Here is a 15,177-nt window from a genome sequence, read left to right on the forward strand (position 1 = left end):
GCGATTATCCCAGATCGGCGTCGTCCGGGGCGGACGCAATCGAATCAGCGTGTGGCGATACCGGTGCGAATCAATGCCTCGATCTCGTCGGCAGGCAAGGGTATGCTGAAGTGATAGCCCTGCAGCTCATCGCAACCCAGTTCATACAGGCGCGCGACCTGAACGGGCGTTTCCACGCCTTCCGCGATCACCGACAGCCCCAGGTTGTGTGCCAGCGAGACTGCTGCGGCAACAATGGCTGCATCGTTGGCATCGGTTTCGATATCGGAGACGAAGGAGCGGTCGATCTTGAGGTGATCGAGCGGAAACAGCTTGAGATAGGAGAGCGACGAGTAACCGGTTCCGAAGTCATCGATCGCGATCTGCACCCCGAGCCGCTTGAGCTTGCCCAGCAAGGCGGCAGCCTCCTGCGGTTTTTCCATGATCGAGCTCTCGGTGATCTCGAGCTCCAGCAAATGGGGGTGCAATCCGCTGCTGCCGAGCGCGTTCGCTACGCGATCGGTGAGGTCGCCGGCGCGCAGCTGCATCGCGGACAGGTTTACCGACATGCGCAAGGGCGCGATACCAGCCGCCTGCCACTGCCGGGCTTGCTCGCAGGCGGCATGCAGCACCCAGTTGCCGATATCGACGATGAGGCCGGTCTCTTCGGCCAGCGGGATGAAGCGCGCGGGTGCGATCAGCCCGTCTTCAGGGTGGCGCCAGCGCAGCAGCGCCTCGACACCGCTCAGCGTACCGTTCGCTGCACGGTATTGCGGCTGGTACCACAGTTCGAATTGCTGATGCTGTACCGCGTGGCGCAGCTTGCGTTCGAGCTCGATGCGTTCCATCGCACTGCGATTGAGCTCTTCCGCGTAGAACTGGAAATTGGCCCGGCCCAGCGATTTCGCGTGATACATCGCGGTGTCGGCGTTGCGCATCAGCGTGGCGGCGGTATCACCATCTTCCGGGAACAGACTGATGCCGATAGAAGGTGTCGTGTGCAGCACGACTTCATCCAGCTCATACGGTTCCGACAGTCGCGACAGGATTTTACCCGCCGCCAGCGCGGCGTCATTCTGGTCGTGCAGACCCTGGAAGACGACCACGAACTCGTCGCCGCCCAAGCGCGCAACGATGTCGGTCTCCCGCACTGTTTCGCGCAGCCGCGAAGCGACCTGAACCAGCAAGGCGTCGCCGACATGGTGGCCTAGCGAATCATTGATGGTCTTGAAACGATCGAGATCGAGAAACAGCACTCCGACCCTTCGTTCCATGCGTCGCGCGCCGGCGATGGCCTGCTTCAGCCGCACGCCGAGCGAGAAGCGGTTGTCGAGGCCGGTCAGGGTGTCGTGGTGGGCCAGGTGCTGGATGGCCGCTTCGGCACGCTTGCGCTCGGTGATGTCGGAGAAAATCGCGATGAAGTGGGTCGGCGGCGCGTCGACCGTCTCGCGGACCATGCTGATGCTCATCCAGCGTGGATAAACTTCGCCATTGGCGCGGATGCCGGTCGTTTCTCCGGCCCAGAAACCACTTTTCGATGCCGCCGACCAGGGGGTGGCGCGGCCGTCGTCGCCGGCCTGATCCGGCTCGAACACCTGGCCGACGACCTGCGCCTGGGCGTAACCGGTAATGACTTCATGTGCCGGGTTGACCGACAGCACGCGCAACTTGCCGTCGGTGATCACGATGGCTTCCGGACTGTGTTCGAACACCTTGTCGGCGAGCTGCAGCCGTTCTTCTGTCGCGCGCCGCTCGGTGATGTCGGTATAGACGGTGACGAAGCTGCCATTGGCGAGCGGGCTGCCCTGGATATCGAGCACCCGACCGTCGGGACGAACGCGCACGAATTGGTGTGCCTTGCCCTGTCGCGCACGTTCGACCAGAGCACGGGTGATGACGTCCGGGTCGCCGGGGCCGTATTCACCGCGTTCCGCGTTGAATCGCAACAGGACTTCCAGATTGGGCAAGCCGTCGGCGAAGAGCGCATCGGGGAAGTCGAGCAGACGCTTGAGCTGGTCGTTGCAGGCGATGATCTGCAGTTGGTCGTCGATCAGTGACACGGCATTCGGAATGTTGTCGAAGATCGTGCGCAGCGTCTCGTTCCTGGCCTCGAGTTCCTCCTCGATCTGCTTGCGTTCGGTAATGTCCGTATACGTGGTGATGAAGCCCGCGACCTTGCCCTCCATCCGCAGCGGTTCTCCGATCACGAGATGGGAGCGCCCGTTGGGCTTGGTTCGCTCGAAGCGGTGGGGGCTGAACTGCTCGGCCAGCTGGCGCCGCTGCCGCACATGCTCGACGGGGTCGCCTGGGCCATACTCTCCGCGCATGGCCGGCACCATGACCAGATCGTCGAAACTGACGTTTTTCACCACGATATCGGCGGGCAGTTCGAGGACCTCGATGAACTGCGCGTTCCAGTACTGCAGGCGCAGGTGCTCGTCGAACACGCTGATGCCTTGCGGCAGGTGATTGACGATTGCGGTGAGATAGGCCGTCTGCCGGTGCAGTTCGATGGCGATCGTCTGTTGCGCGGTGACGTCCTGCACGGTGCCGATCGCCCTGATCGGCTTCCCGCTGGCGTCGGCTTCGACGCGAATCCGGTTGTGGAAATGCGCAACACTGCCGTCGGGACGAATGACACGGTATGAAACCGAACTCAAACCGGCTGCGGCGTAGGCCGTCTTGAGTGTTGCTTCGAGGCGTTCGCGGTCGGCTGGGTGGACGCGTCGCATGAAGCCTGAATAACTCGCTGGTTCGTCGTCGGGGATGCCGATCAGCGCCCGGGTCTGCGGCGACCACCACAGATGATCATGCTCGAGGTTGCGCTCCCAGCGCCCCAGCTGTGCCATCGACATGGCGTCTTCAAGCTCGCCTTGCATTGCTTCGAGCTTGTGCAGGCCCTGCTGCTCTGCGTCGAGCCGACGCTGGATGAAGCGCTGCTGCCGGTGCCAAATCCGACCGATGGCGAATGCCCCTGCAAGCAATAACAGGCCAGCGACCATGGCGGCCGTCGCAATCCGGGTTTGCGTGCCAGCCAGCACTCGGTCGCGATCGAGGGCGCTCAACACCACCCAGTTGGTGCCACTGATGCGGGTGGCGACGGCGTAGACGATGGCTCCGTCCGGCCCCAGGCGGCCGCTCTGGACCGTACCCGACGTCAGACTCGCCTGCAGCAGCGGGTTGTTCGCCGGAATGGGGTCGAGGGCGGTGAGGGTGCGCTGCCTGGGCTCGAGGGGAACCAGGCGGGTGCCTTCGTCCACCAGCAACAGGTTGTGCTTGCCGCGCACGACGTCCTGGCTGTGCTCGAGAATGGGGAAGATCTGTTTGTCGGGGCGGACCCGCAGCAGAATCGACCGGACCATCCGGGGAGCCTGCCGTGGTTCATCTTGGCGTACCGCCAGCGGGACGGCGAGATCGATGTAGCTGCGTCCGTGATCGTCGTACTGAAGCGCGCTGAGCGCCGGTACGTCGTTTCCCTGTGTATGCGAAATCAGCTGGTGGCTTGCAGGCGAGACCGCATGTGTCTCACCCAGTTCGTACAGGACTTGTGCGTCCGAATCGAGAACGAGCACGCTGTCATAGCCGAAGACGTCGATGTAGCCATTCAGCCATTCGCGCACATCTTTGTCATGCAGGCTGCCGGTGGTCCGAAGCTCGTGCTCAAGTCTGTCCAGGGCGAGACGGTTTCGGCGCAGCACCTCTCCATCGCCAACGCGTTCGGCACGCCAGTGCACGAGTTCCGCCGCAAGCCGGGTCGCTGTGGTATGCAGCTCGACGCCGGCGTTGTGCTCGAGTTGCTCGAGCCGGTTCAGGTAATAGGCTGCAAATGCAAGCACGAACGCCAATGCCACCGCTGCAAGGACGGCGAGCAATTGTCGTGAATACGAAGAGGGCCTGGCGCGAGGCAAATCCTGCGGGAACGAAATGGAGCAGATCTCTGTACGATGGCTGTGCATCTGCGGGATGCACACGGCGCGGGTTGCGAAAAGAAGGCTGGAGGCGCAAAAGCGTGGCGGGATTCTGACAGTCACGGTGGGTGCGAACAAGCTTGCGCTGCAGCATGGGGCGGGCGACGAAGGCCGCTCGTGGTCTACACAATTCGATACGTTCCTTGTGCTGGCAGATCACTACGACAACAATGTCGCCACCACATGAATCCACACGAATGAAGGAGGCCGGCATGTCGCATACCGTGATCGTGTCTTTTGGCGAAAACCGCGAATACGAGTTTCTCGTCCACGATGCGGACGTGGCCGGGTTGGACAAGGATCAGGCCCGCAGCTGGTTGGCGAAGGAGTTCGATGCGCTTGAATGCACACCATCGAATCCAATGGGCAAGGTGCTGGCGCTGGACATGATCCTCAACGTGGCCAAATACGGAGGCGAATCGCGCTTTCAACAGGCCGGCGAATGGGCAAGGAAGTTCGCTGCCATTGTGGCGGTCGTACTCGCGCGACCGGTCATGAAAGTTGATGTGCGAAATTTCACCGTCGGCTGAGATATTGCACTGCGAAATCGCGCAGTCCTGCGCAGAGACGTGATACCCATCGGGTTTTGCGGCAAAGCGGGAAGTCATCAGCATGGAAATCCGCCCGGGCAAGTCCCTGCCCCGGCGGGTTTTTTTTCGTCCGCACGATTGAATACGGTACTACGTAGTTTCCCTAGAGGCATTGCAATCACGTCGATTCACTTTAATACTTAGGACACAGACGAGCGCGGATGTCGCAATGCAAAAGGGATTTTTTGGTGCATGCGTCGCCCCGTTCTGGTGCCTCTGATTCTTTTTGGTGAAACACAGGCAATTCACTGCTGGCCTGCAGGCCAGCAATTCCTGAAACTCCTGGAGATGTCGTATGAAAGCAGTCAAGACCACCATTGCAGTTGTTGCCGCAACGGCCGCACTGGGGCTGGCCACTCAGGCCAACGCCGGTTCCACGCTGGATGCGGTGATGAAGAAGGGTTTCGTGCAGTGCGGCGTGAGCGACGGCTTGCCCGGATTCTCCTACACCGACGAAAAAGGCCAGTATCGCGGCATCGACGTTGACGTATGCCGCGCTGTCGCCGCTGCTGTCTTTGGCGACGCGAAGAAGGTCAAGTTCACGCCCCTGACCGCGAAGGAGCGTTTCACCGCCTTGCAGTCGGGCGAAGTCGATGTGCTGTCGCGCAACACCACCTGGACCAGCTCGCGCGATTCGGCCATGGGCCTGAACTTTGCCGGCGTCACCTACTATGACGGCCAGGGCTTTCTCGTCAGCAAGAAGCTCGGTGTCAAGAGCGCCAAGGAGCTCGACGGTGCCGCGGTGTGTATCCAGGCCGGTACCACGACCGAACTCAATCTGTCCGACTACTTCCGTGCGACAGGCATGAAGTACACGCCGATCAGCTACGACAAGTCCGACGAAACGGTCAAGGCGCTCGAAGCTGGCCGTTGCGACGTGTTGACCTCCGACCAGTCCCAGCTCTACGCGCAGCGGATCAAGCTCGCCAATCCGGATGGCTACGTGGTGTTGCCTGAAGTGATTTCGAAGGAGCCGCTCGGCCCGGTAGTGCGTCAGGGCGACGAAGAGTGGTTTGACGTTGTGCGCTGGACGTTGTTCGCAATGCTCAATGCCGAAGAGGCCGGCATCAGCTCGAAAAACGTGGAGCAGGAAGCAAAGTCCTCCAAGAATCCTGATGTGCGCCGTCTGTTGGGTGCCGATGGTGAGTTGGGCAAGGACCTCAAGCTGCCCAAGGATTGGGTGGTACAGATCGTCAAGCAGGTCGGCAATTATGGCGAAGTGTTCGATCGCAACGTCGGTGCCGGCAGCGAGCTGAAGATTGCGCGTGGTATCAACGCGCTGTGGAACAAGGGTGGGCTGCAGTACGCACTGAGGTGCCCTACGTTTTCCGCCTTCCAAGCGGTCGTCCTTATGCTGCCATTTTCGATCGTACGACGACTACGTTGGAAGACGAAATTCGTGGGGCAGCTCACACCGCCGGTACGCTAAGCCGGATGGCCACCGTTGCAAGACGGTGGCCATTTTCCTTTCAACAAGGACGTTTCCATGCATACTGATCCGCCCAAGGCCGACGCTCCGCGCGGTTCATTACTGACCGATCCGAAAGCGCGCGCCTGGACCTTTCAGATTCTGTCCATCCTCGTCGTCATCGGCGTCGGCTGGTACCTGTTTCACAATACTCAGCAAAACCTGGCAAATCGCGGCATCACGTCGGGTTTTGCCTTTCTCGACAATTCTGCGGGCTTTGGCATCCTGCAGTCGTTGATCGACTATACCGAGCGCGACAGCTACGGCCGCGTGTTCGTGATCGGTCTGCTCAACACCCTGCTGGTATCCGTGCTCGGCATCTTCTTCGCCACCGTTCTCGGTTTTCTGCTCGGCGTGGCACGTCTGTCGCCCAACTGGCTGATCAACAAGCTGGCTACGGTCTACATCGAGACCTTCCGCAATATCCCCCCCTTGCTGCAGATCTTCTTCTGGTATTTTGCCGTGCTGCGGGCGATGCCTTCGCCGCGGCAGAGTTACAGTTTCGGCGACGCACTGTTTGTGAATATCCGGGGTGTGTATCTGCCTGCGCCCGAGGCAGCGGGCGGTCTTGTACCGTTCTTCGTCAGCCTTGCCCTTGTCGTCGTGGCCTGGGTCGTACTTGCACGCTGGGCGCGCCGCCGCCAGGAAGCAACCGGTGTGCGCTTTCCGGTGATATGGGCGAATCTTGCCCTGCTGCTGGCGGTGCCCCTGCTTGTGTCGCTGGTTTTCGGAAAGCCATTCACATGGTCGCTTCCCGAGCTGAAAGGGTTCAACTTCGTTGGTGGTCTGGCGGTGATCCCCGAACTGGTTGCCATCACCTTTGCGCTCAGCATCTACACGGCGGCGTTCATCGCGGAAACCGTGCGCTCCGGCATCCTGGCCGTGAGTCACGGGCAGACCGAGGCCGCGCGCTCACTCGGTTTGCGCCCGGGTCTGATCCTGCGCCTGGTCATCATTCCACAGGCGATGCGCGTCATCATTCCGCCCTTGACCAGCCAGTACCTGAACCTGGTGAAAAACTCGTCGCTTGCGGCCGCCATTGGCTATCCCGACCTCGTGTCGCTGTTTGCAGGCACGGTGTTGAACCAGACCGGTCAGGCCATCGAGACCATTGCCATCACGATGTCGGTGTATCTCGCCATCAGCCTGAGCATTTCGCTGTTGATGAACTGGTACAACAAGCGTATCGCTTTGGTCGAGCGCTAAAGAGTCGAGCCCATGAGCACACATACTTTCAAACCGAGTCTTCCGCCGCCGGTCATGTCCGTCGGCGCAATGGGCTGGATGCGGGCACACCTGTTCTCGAACTGGTTCAATTCCGCGCTGACCCTTCTGGCACTGTATCTGGTCTGGATCACGATTCCGCCCATCATCAGCTGGGCGCTTATCAATGCCGACTGGGTTGGTGACAATCGTGACAGCTGCACCAGCGGTGGCGCGTGCTGGGTATTCATCAAGGTACGGCTGTCACAGTTCTTCTATGGCTTTTACCCGGAGGAGTTGCGCTGGCGCGTCAATCTCACCGTGATACTCGCCATCGTCGGCGCGGCACCCTTGTTCATCAAAGCCATGCCCCGCAAGCTGCGCTATGGCGCGGCTTACCTGCTGATCTATCCGGTGCTCGCCTACTGGCTGCTCCATGGTGGCATCCTCGGCATGACGCTAGTGGAAACGAGCAAGTGGGGCGGCCTGATGCTGACGCTGGTGATTGCCGTCGTCGGCATTGCCGGAGCCATGCCGCTGGGCATCCTGCTGGCCCTGGGGCGGCGCTCCGACATGCCGGTGGTCAGGGTGATCTGCGTCACTTTCATCGAGTTCTGGCGTGGTGTACCGCTGATTACCGTGCTGTTCATGTCGTCGGTGATGCTGCCGCTATTCCTGCCCGAAGAGGTAAACATCGACAAGCTGCTGCGGGCGCTGATTGCCGTCACGCTGTTCGAGGCCGCCTATGTGGCCGAGGTGGTGCGCGGCGGCATGCAGGCGATCCCCAAGGGTCAGTACGAAGCGGCCGGCGCAATGGGGCTGGGCTACTGGCGCATGATGGGTCTGGTAATCCTGCCGCAGGCGCTCAAGCTGGTGATCCCGGGCATCGTCAACACCTTCATCGCGTTGTTCAAGGACACCAGTCTGGTGATCATCATCGGCTTGTTCGATCTCTTCAACAGCATCCACCAGGCGACGGTCGACCCCGCCTGGCTTGGTTTCGCGACTGAAGGCTATGTCTTTGCGGCCCTGATGTTCTGGATTTTCTGTTTCAGTATGTCCCGCTATTCGATGTACCTCGAGCGCAAGCTCGACACGGGCCACAAGCGTTAGGAGTTTAGGTAATGAATGAAGCCAAGATCAAGCATGCGCTCGGCGAGAAGGAAATGATCCGCATCGAAGGCATGCACAAGTGGTACGGCGAATTCCATGTGCTCAAGGACATCAACCTGAGCGTGCGGCAGGGCGAACGTATCGTGCTGTGCGGACCGTCCGGTTCGGGCAAGTCGACGACCATTCGCTGTATCAATCGCCTGGAGGAGCACCAGCAGGGCAAGATCATCGTCGATGATGTCGAGCTCACTTCCGATCTCAAGCATGTCGAAGCCATCCGCCGTGAAGTCGGCATGGTGTTCCAGCATTTCAATCTTTTCCCGCACCTCACGGTGCTCGAGAACTGCACCCTGGCACCACTGTGGGTACGCAAGATTCCCAAGCGCGAAGCGGAAGAAGTTGCGATGGAGTACCTCAACCGGGTCAAGATACCCGAGCAGGCGCACAAGTATCCGGGGCAGCTATCCGGTGGCCAGCAGCAACGCGTGGCAATTGCGCGTGCATTGTGCATGAAGCCAAAGATCATGCTCTTCGACGAGCCGACATCGGCGCTAGACCCCGAGATGGTCAAGGAAGTGCTCGATACCATGATCGGACTGGCCGAAGACGGCATGACCATGCTGTGCGTCACCCACGAGATGGGCTTTGCCCGTACCGTGGCGGACCGGGTGATCTTCATGGACAAGGGCGAGATTGTCGAGATGGCGGACCCGGAGACCTTCTTCTCCAGCCCGAAGTCCGAGCGTACCAAGCTGTTCCTGGGACAGATCCTGAACCACTGATCACCGCCGACGAGAGAGAACGCCCCGCCATTGCACTGGCGGGGCGTTCTCCGTTTACGCGCCGGGATCTGGCAATCAGTTGCGCCCGAGGCGGTACACCGCCATGCTGCCGAGAAAATTCGGCTCGTCCGTCACCACTTTGCCTTCGTCGAAGGCCAGCCGTTCACGCACGGCAATGCCGTTCATCTCACATAGCGCATCAAAATCGGCAATGGTGAAGAAGCGCACATTGGGGGTGTTGAACCACTGGTGCGGCAGGCTCTCGGACACCGGCATGCGGCCGTTGATGATGCTCTGACGGTGGCGCCAGTAGCCGAAGTTGGGAAAACTCACCACGGCTTCGTGACCGACGCGCAGCATCTCGGCCAGAATGCCCTGGGTGTTGTGCATGGCCTGCAGCGACAGGCTCATGATCACGTGGTCGAAGAAGCCGTCTTCGAAATCGCTCAGGCCCTTGTCCATATTGGCCTGAATCACGTTGATGCCGTTCTTCACGCAGGCCAGCAACTTGTCGGGATCGTTCTCCACCCCGTAGCCTTGCACCTGGCGCACGTCGATCAGGTGCTTGAGCAGGCTGCCGTCGCCGCAGCCCAGGTCGAGCACTTTCTCGCCCGTCTGGATCCACTGGGCGATGACGTCGTAGTCGTAGCGGTAGGCGGCCATGCTTACACCTTGATGCGGTCGAACCACGCGGTGAGCACTGCGTGGTATTGGGGTTCATCGAGCAGGAAGGAGTCGTGACCCGCTGCACAGTCGATTTCGGCGTAGCTGACGTTACGCTGGTTGTGCAGCAAGGCATAGACGATCTCGCGCGATCGCGAGGGTGAAAACCGCCAGTCGGTGGTGAAGGACACCACCAGGAAGTCGGCTTCGGCCTTGGCCAGCGCCGCCGACAGATTGCCGCCGTGGGCGAATGCAGGGTCGTAGTAATCCAGCGCCTTGGTGGTCAGCAGGTAAGTGTTGGCATCGAAATAGCCGGCAAACTTGTCACCCTGGTAGCGCAGGTAGGATTCGATTTCGAACTCGACGTCGTAGCTGTAGACGGCCTTGCCGTGACGCAGGCTGCGGCCGAATTTCTCCCCCATCGAGTCGTCGGACAGATAGGTGATGTGACCGATCATGCGCGCGAGTTTCAATCCGCGCACCGGCACCACGCCGTGATCGTAGAAGTTGCCGCCATGAAAGTCGGGATCGGTGAGGATGGCCTGGCGCGCCACCTCGTTGAAGGCGATGTTCTGCGCCGAGAGCTTGGGCGCGGACGCGATCACCGCGGCATGGCCGACGCGGTCCGGGTATTGCAGGGTCCACGACAGTGCCTGCATGCCTCCCAGACTGCCGCCGACGACGGCGGCAAAGCGCTTGATGCCGAGTCGGTCGGCGAGGCGGGCCTGGGTGTCGACCCAGTCTTCCACGGTGACGAAGGGAAAGGCCGCGCCCCAGGGTTTGCCGGTGGCCGGATTGATCGAACCGGGCCCGCTGGAACCGTAGCAGCTGCCGAGGTTATTGACGCCGATGACGAAGAACTTGCGCGTGTCGAGCGGCTTGCCCGGTCCCACCAGGTTGTCCCACCAGCCCAGGCTGTCGGGCTCGTCCGCGTAGCGGCCGGCGACATGGTGCGAGCCGGAGAGCGCGTGACAGACGAGGACGGCATTGGAGGCGTCGGCGTTGAGCGTGCCGTAGGTTTCATACACCAGGTCGTAACTCGGCAGCGTGCCGCCGCTGCGAAGCGGGAGGGGCGTTTCAAAGTGGGCCGTCTGCGGCGCCACGATGCCCACGGATTGCGGTTGGATCATGGTCGGTATCTGCAAAAAACAAAAAACCCAGCCGGCTGAAAAACGCGGACTGGGTTGCCCTCGCTTTAGCCGTATTTATTGAGCGCCCGCAAGCTATGGATCAAATCGGCGCTGAGTGAAGCGAAATTAGCGCGCGTAACTGCAAATGTCAAACCCGCGCGCACTGCGAGTCGTGCCTATGGTGGGGCTTGTGGGGCGGGGCAGCATGCCGGGCAGACGTTCGCGGCCTTCGGCTTCCCGGCTGGCAGGCCCTCATCGGGGCGGCGATGCAAACTCGCCCGATGAGGCCGGGCTCAAACATGCATCGCCTTGTTTCCCGCTGAGCACCTTCCAGCCGGCGCTCTCGACAGCCCGTCACGCTGCCCCGCCCCACAAGCCTTGTCGTTCCTCAGCAATCGCCACGAGCGAGCTGGACCCACGTGGTAAAATCGCAGCCCTTGAACCCGCCAAATCCTGCAGCATGATCAGCATCATCCTCAACGGCCAGCCCGAAACCCTCGACGACGGTCTCACCGTACTGGCCCTGCTCGAACGCCGCGGGCTCGTCGGCAAACGTCTCGCGGTCGAGCGCAACGGCGACATCGTGCCGCGCGCACGCCATGGTGAAACCGCGCTGGCCGACGGCGACTGCCTCGAGATCGTCGTTGCGGTCGGCGGCGGCTGAACCTTCGTGGTCCCGTTCGTGTCGTCTTCAGTCAGCGCATCGCGCGACCTTTCCGATCTTCCTCTACAGGTCCAAACATGATCAATGATCCCCTGGTGATTGCCGGCAAGCACTATGGTTCCCGCTTGCTGGTGGGTACGGGCAAATACAAGGACTTCGCCGAAACGCGCGAGGCCATTGATGCCAGCGGCACGAACATCGTCACCGTGGCCATCCGTCGCACCAACATCGGCCAGAATGCGGACGAACCCAATCTGCTCGACGCCCTGCCGCCCGATCAGTTCACCATCCTGCCCAACACCGCCGGCTGCTATACCGCCGAGGATGCGGTCCGCACGCTGCGCCTCGGCCGCGAACTGCTCGACGGTCACGCCCTGGTCAAGCTGGAAGTGCTCGGCGACCCGAAATCGCTGTTCCCGAACATGCCGGAAACACTCAAGGCCGCCGAAACCCTGGTCAAGGACGGCTTCGACGTCATGGTGTACTGCGCCGACGATCCGATCCAGGCCAGGATGCTGGAGGACATCGGCTGCGTTGCCATCATGCCGCTGGCCTCCCTGATTGGTTCTGGCATGGGCATTCTCAATCCCTGGAATCTGCGCCTCATCATCGACACCGCCAAGGTGCCGGTGATCGTCGATGCGGGCGTGGGTACTGCGTCCGATGCCGCGATCGCGATGGAGCTGGGTTGTGACGGCGTGCTGATGAACACCGCGATCGCGTTGGCGGGGCAGCCGGTGCTGATGGCCAGCGCCATGAAGAAGGCGGTCGAGGCCGGCCGCGAGGCCTTCCGTGCCGGGCGCATGCCGCGCAAGTTCTATTCGGCCGACCCGAGTTCGCCGACGACGGGGCTGATCGGTTCATGAGCGACACCCACGAGCGGGTCGAGATCATCGGCCAGGACAGCCCGGAACATCGCTTCTCCAGTCGCAGCATCCGCAGTTTCGTGCTCCGGCAGGGGCGGATGTCCGGGGCGCAGCAGCGCTTCATGGACGACATGCTGCCGAAGATCGGCGTGGCCTATCAGCCGACGCCGCTCGATCTCGATGCCGTTTTCGGGCGTCACGCACCGAAGATCCTGGAAATCGGCTTCGGCATGGGCGAAACCACGGCGAAGATTGCTGCGGCTGCGCCCGAGCGCGACTTCCTCGGCATCGAAGTGCACACCCCGGGCGTTGGCGCATTGTGCAAGCTGGTCTCCGAGCACGCACTGCACAATGTCCGTATCATGCAGCATGATGCCGTCGAGGTGCTGCGGGACATGATTCCAGACGGCAGCCTGGCCGGTGTGCACGTGTTCTTTCCCGATCCGTGGCGCAAGGCGCGGCATCACAAGCGACGCATCATCCAGCCCGACTTTGTCGCGCTGGTGGCGAGCAAGCTGGCGCCGGGCGGTTATCTGCACTGCGCGACCGACTGGGAGCACTACGCGCACTGGATGCTCGACGTGCTGGCTGCGGAGCCGGCACTCGAGAATACCGCGGACGGTTTTGCGCCACGGCCGGACTATCGGCCGTTGACGAAGTTCGAGAACCGCGGGCTGAAGTTGGGGCACGGCGTGTGGGATCTGGTGTTCCGCCGACGAGGCTGATTTGATCAACGAATAGCGAGGCAACACGGCGATGGGTGGCATGTTCAGGTTTTTCGGTCGGGTGTTGCGCGCACTCTGGCGTTTCGTCGATCTGATCCGCCGCACGGTGGTCAATCTGGCGCTGCTGGCCGTGATCGTCGGGCTCGTCGCGGTTTTCTTTCATCCCGAACCGGACGTTCCCGACGGTGCCGTCCTGGTGCTTCGCCCTGCCGGTGCACTGGTCGAGCAGGCCATGCTCGACGATCCGCTGGCCTTGCTCGGGGTTGACGGCAAGGGCGGACAGACGGTGCTGCATGACTTGCTCGAGATCGTGCGTGCCGCGCGCGACGACAGCCGCGTTGCCGCACTCGTGCTCGAGACCGACGATCTGGAGGCTGCCAGTCTGTCGAAGCTGGCGGAACTGCGCGCGGCGATCGCCGAGTTCAAGGCGACCGGGCGACCGGTGCTGGCGCGCGGTGATCGCTATACCCAGGGACAGTACTATCTCGCCTCCATCGCCGATGACGTGCAGATGGCGCCTGACGGTTTCGTGCTGCTGAGCGGCCTGTCGCGCTATACGAGTTACTTCCGCGGCGCGCTCGACACGCTCGGGGTCAAGGTCCACGTGTTCCGTGTCGGGGAGTACAAATCCTTCTCCGAGCCCTTCACCCGCAGCGACATGTCCGACGAGGACCGCAGCGCGACCCGTGATCTGCTCGAAGGCGTGTGGCAACACGTGCGCAAGGACCTGGCTGCGGCCAGAAAACTCACGCCCGAGACGCTCGATGGCTACATCGTCCATTATCGCGATGCTCTCGCCGCCACTGCCGGCGATACGGCCGAGGCGGCGCGCCGCGCCGGACTGATCGACCGCTTCTCGACCCGTGACGAATGGCGTGCCCAACTCATCGAGCGTTTCGGCGCCGACGGCGCCGGCAAGGATTTCCTCCGCATCGACGCCGACACCTACCTGGCTGCGTTGCGTGCCGCACGCAAGCCGTCTTCGGATCACATTGCGGTGTTGGTGGCACAGGGGGCAATCACCGATGGCGAGCAACCACCCGGAGTGGTGGGGGGCGAGACCTTCTCCCGCCTGATCCGAGAGGCCCGCGAAGATGACACGGTCAAGGCGCTCGTTATTCGCATCGACAGCCCCGGCGGCAGTGCCTGGGCCTCGGAGCAGATCCGTCATGAACTCGAACTCATGCGCAAGGCGGGCAAGCCGGTGGTGGCGTCGATGAGTTCGGTTGCGGCGTCCGGCGGCTACTGGATTGCGGCAGGTGCCGACGAGATCTGGGCATCGCCGACCACCGTCACCGGGTCGATCGGCATCTTCGCGCTGTTTCCCGAGTTCGCCGAGCCCCTGCGTCGCATTGGCGTGACCGTCGATGGGGTGGCAACCGGGCCGCTTGCAGGGGCGCTCGACCCGCGCCGCCCGCTCGACCCCGACGTTGCCGATGCCATGCAACTGGGCATCGAGCACGGCTATCGACGCTTCCTGCAGATCGTCGCCGAGGGGCGTGGCATGAAGACCGACGAGGTCAATCAGGTCGCGCGCGGAAGGGTGTGGACCGGCGAAGCCGCGCTCGGGCTGGGGCTGGTCGACGCACTCGGCGGTATCGATCCGGCCGTCAAGGCGGCTGCAAAGCGCGCCGGGCTCGAGGACTATGCGCTGCTGTGGCCGGCAGTGGGGCTGTCGCCGCGGCAGATGCTGGTGCAACGTTTCCTCAGTTTCAGCGGCTTGGCAGGCGGGGTGACACACAGCTCCACTGCGCCGGTCGCGCAACTGCTGAGCAGGCTCGAAGCGGATGCGCGTGCGCTGCTGAACTGGAACGATCCGCAGCACATTTACGCCCACTGTCTGTGCGAGGCGCCCTGAGCGCTTCGATCGCGTAGGGGAACCTGGCGGTGGTCGAAGGCGTCCGATTCCGGGTCGGGCAGGCCGATGTCGTGTTGCACGAAGGCTTGAAATGTCTCGACCCGCTTCCGCCGCATTCAGTAAAATCAGTTTTCGCTAATAAACAAGCGGAATTGGAATTCATTGCCT

The 15,177-nt window shown here is 62.0% G+C and carries 13 protein-coding genes; 10 read left to right on the forward strand and 3 right to left on the reverse strand.

What is annotated here, in order from left to right; translation table 11 throughout:
• Positions 1-44: 44 nt before the first annotated feature.
• Positions 45-3,815: an EAL domain-containing protein gene (locus J5J83_RS16125; protein ID WP_212350871.1), complete on the reverse strand. Its 3,771-nt coding sequence runs from the start codon at positions 3,813-3,815 to the stop codon at positions 45-47.
• Positions 3,816-3,903: 88 nt separating this feature from the next.
• On the opposite strand from J5J83_RS16125, the gene J5J83_RS16130 reads away from it, so the two are divergent.
• From J5J83_RS16130 to J5J83_RS16155, 6 genes are all read left to right on the forward strand, one after another.
• A complete protein-coding gene (locus tag J5J83_RS16130) occupies positions 3,904-4,134 on the forward strand; it encodes a hypothetical protein (protein ID WP_212350873.1) in 231 nt (76 codons plus the stop codon).
• Between the two features lie 25 nt (positions 4,135-4,159).
• Positions 4,160-4,477 carry a hypothetical protein gene (locus J5J83_RS16135; RefSeq protein WP_212350875.1) on the forward strand — a complete coding sequence of 106 codons (318 nt, stop codon included), beginning with the start codon at positions 4,160-4,162 and terminating at the stop codon, positions 4,475-4,477.
• 355 nt (positions 4,478-4,832) lie between these two features.
• Positions 4,833-5,966: an amino acid ABC transporter substrate-binding protein gene (locus tag J5J83_RS16140; RefSeq protein ID WP_212350877.1), complete on the forward strand. Its 1,134-nt coding sequence runs from the start codon at positions 4,833-4,835 to the stop codon at positions 5,964-5,966.
• Between the two features lie 57 nt (positions 5,967-6,023).
• On the forward strand, positions 6,024-7,211 hold the full coding sequence (locus J5J83_RS16145; RefSeq protein ID WP_212350879.1) for an amino acid ABC transporter permease: 1,188 nt from the start codon (positions 6,024-6,026) through the stop codon (positions 7,209-7,211).
• 12 nt (positions 7,212-7,223) lie between these two features.
• The gene (locus J5J83_RS16150; protein WP_212350881.1) at positions 7,224-8,321 is read left to right on the forward strand and encodes an amino acid ABC transporter permease; all 1,098 of its coding nucleotides are present in this window, start codon (positions 7,224-7,226) and stop codon (positions 8,319-8,321) included.
• Positions 8,322-8,374: 53 nt separating this feature from the next.
• Positions 8,375-9,103 (forward strand): amino acid ABC transporter ATP-binding protein, encoded by a 729-nt coding sequence (locus tag J5J83_RS16155; protein ID WP_212353261.1) that lies wholly within the window; start codon positions 8,375-8,377, stop codon positions 9,101-9,103.
• Between the two features lie 75 nt (positions 9,104-9,178).
• Here the strand turns inward: J5J83_RS16155 and metW are convergent, their stop codons facing one another.
• Together metW and J5J83_RS16165 are read right to left on the reverse strand one after the other, a co-directional pair.
• Positions 9,179-9,766, reverse strand: coding sequence for a methionine biosynthesis protein MetW (gene metW, locus J5J83_RS16160; protein WP_212350883.1), 588 nt, complete (start codon positions 9,764-9,766; stop codon positions 9,179-9,181).
• Between the two features lie 2 nt (positions 9,767-9,768).
• A complete protein-coding gene (locus J5J83_RS16165) occupies positions 9,769-10,896 on the reverse strand; it encodes a homoserine O-acetyltransferase (protein ID WP_212350885.1) in 1,128 nt (375 codons plus the stop codon).
• Between the two features lie 460 nt (positions 10,897-11,356).
• Between J5J83_RS16165 and thiS the strand changes: the two genes are divergently transcribed.
• The 4 genes from thiS to sppA all read left to right on the forward strand — a co-directional run bounded on the left by thiS (position 11,357) and on the right by sppA (position 15,009).
• Positions 11,357-11,560, forward strand: coding sequence for a sulfur carrier protein ThiS (gene thiS, locus J5J83_RS16170; RefSeq protein ID WP_212350887.1), 204 nt, complete (start codon positions 11,357-11,359; stop codon positions 11,558-11,560).
• An 80-nt stretch (positions 11,561-11,640) separates the two neighbouring features.
• Complete coding sequence (locus J5J83_RS16175) at positions 11,641-12,426, forward strand: thiazole synthase (RefSeq protein WP_212353264.1); 786 nt, start codon at positions 11,641-11,643, stop codon at positions 12,424-12,426.
• Positions 12,423-13,151, forward strand: a complete 729-nt coding sequence (gene trmB / locus J5J83_RS16180; protein WP_212350889.1) for a tRNA (guanosine(46)-N7)-methyltransferase TrmB — start codon at positions 12,423-12,425, stop codon at positions 13,149-13,151. Before J5J83_RS16175 ends, trmB begins: the two co-directional genes overlap by 4 nt.
• A 40-nt stretch (positions 13,152-13,191) precedes the next feature.
• The gene (gene sppA, locus J5J83_RS16185) at positions 13,192-15,009 is read left to right on the forward strand and encodes a signal peptide peptidase SppA (RefSeq protein ID WP_212350891.1); all 1,818 of its coding nucleotides are present in this window, start codon (positions 13,192-13,194) and stop codon (positions 15,007-15,009) included.
• The last annotated feature ends 168 nt before the right edge of the window (positions 15,010-15,177 follow it).

The organism is Azoarcus sp. L1K30 (assembly GCF_018122735.1).
Taxonomy (GTDB): domain Bacteria; phylum Pseudomonadota; class Gammaproteobacteria; order Burkholderiales; family Rhodocyclaceae; genus Parazoarcus.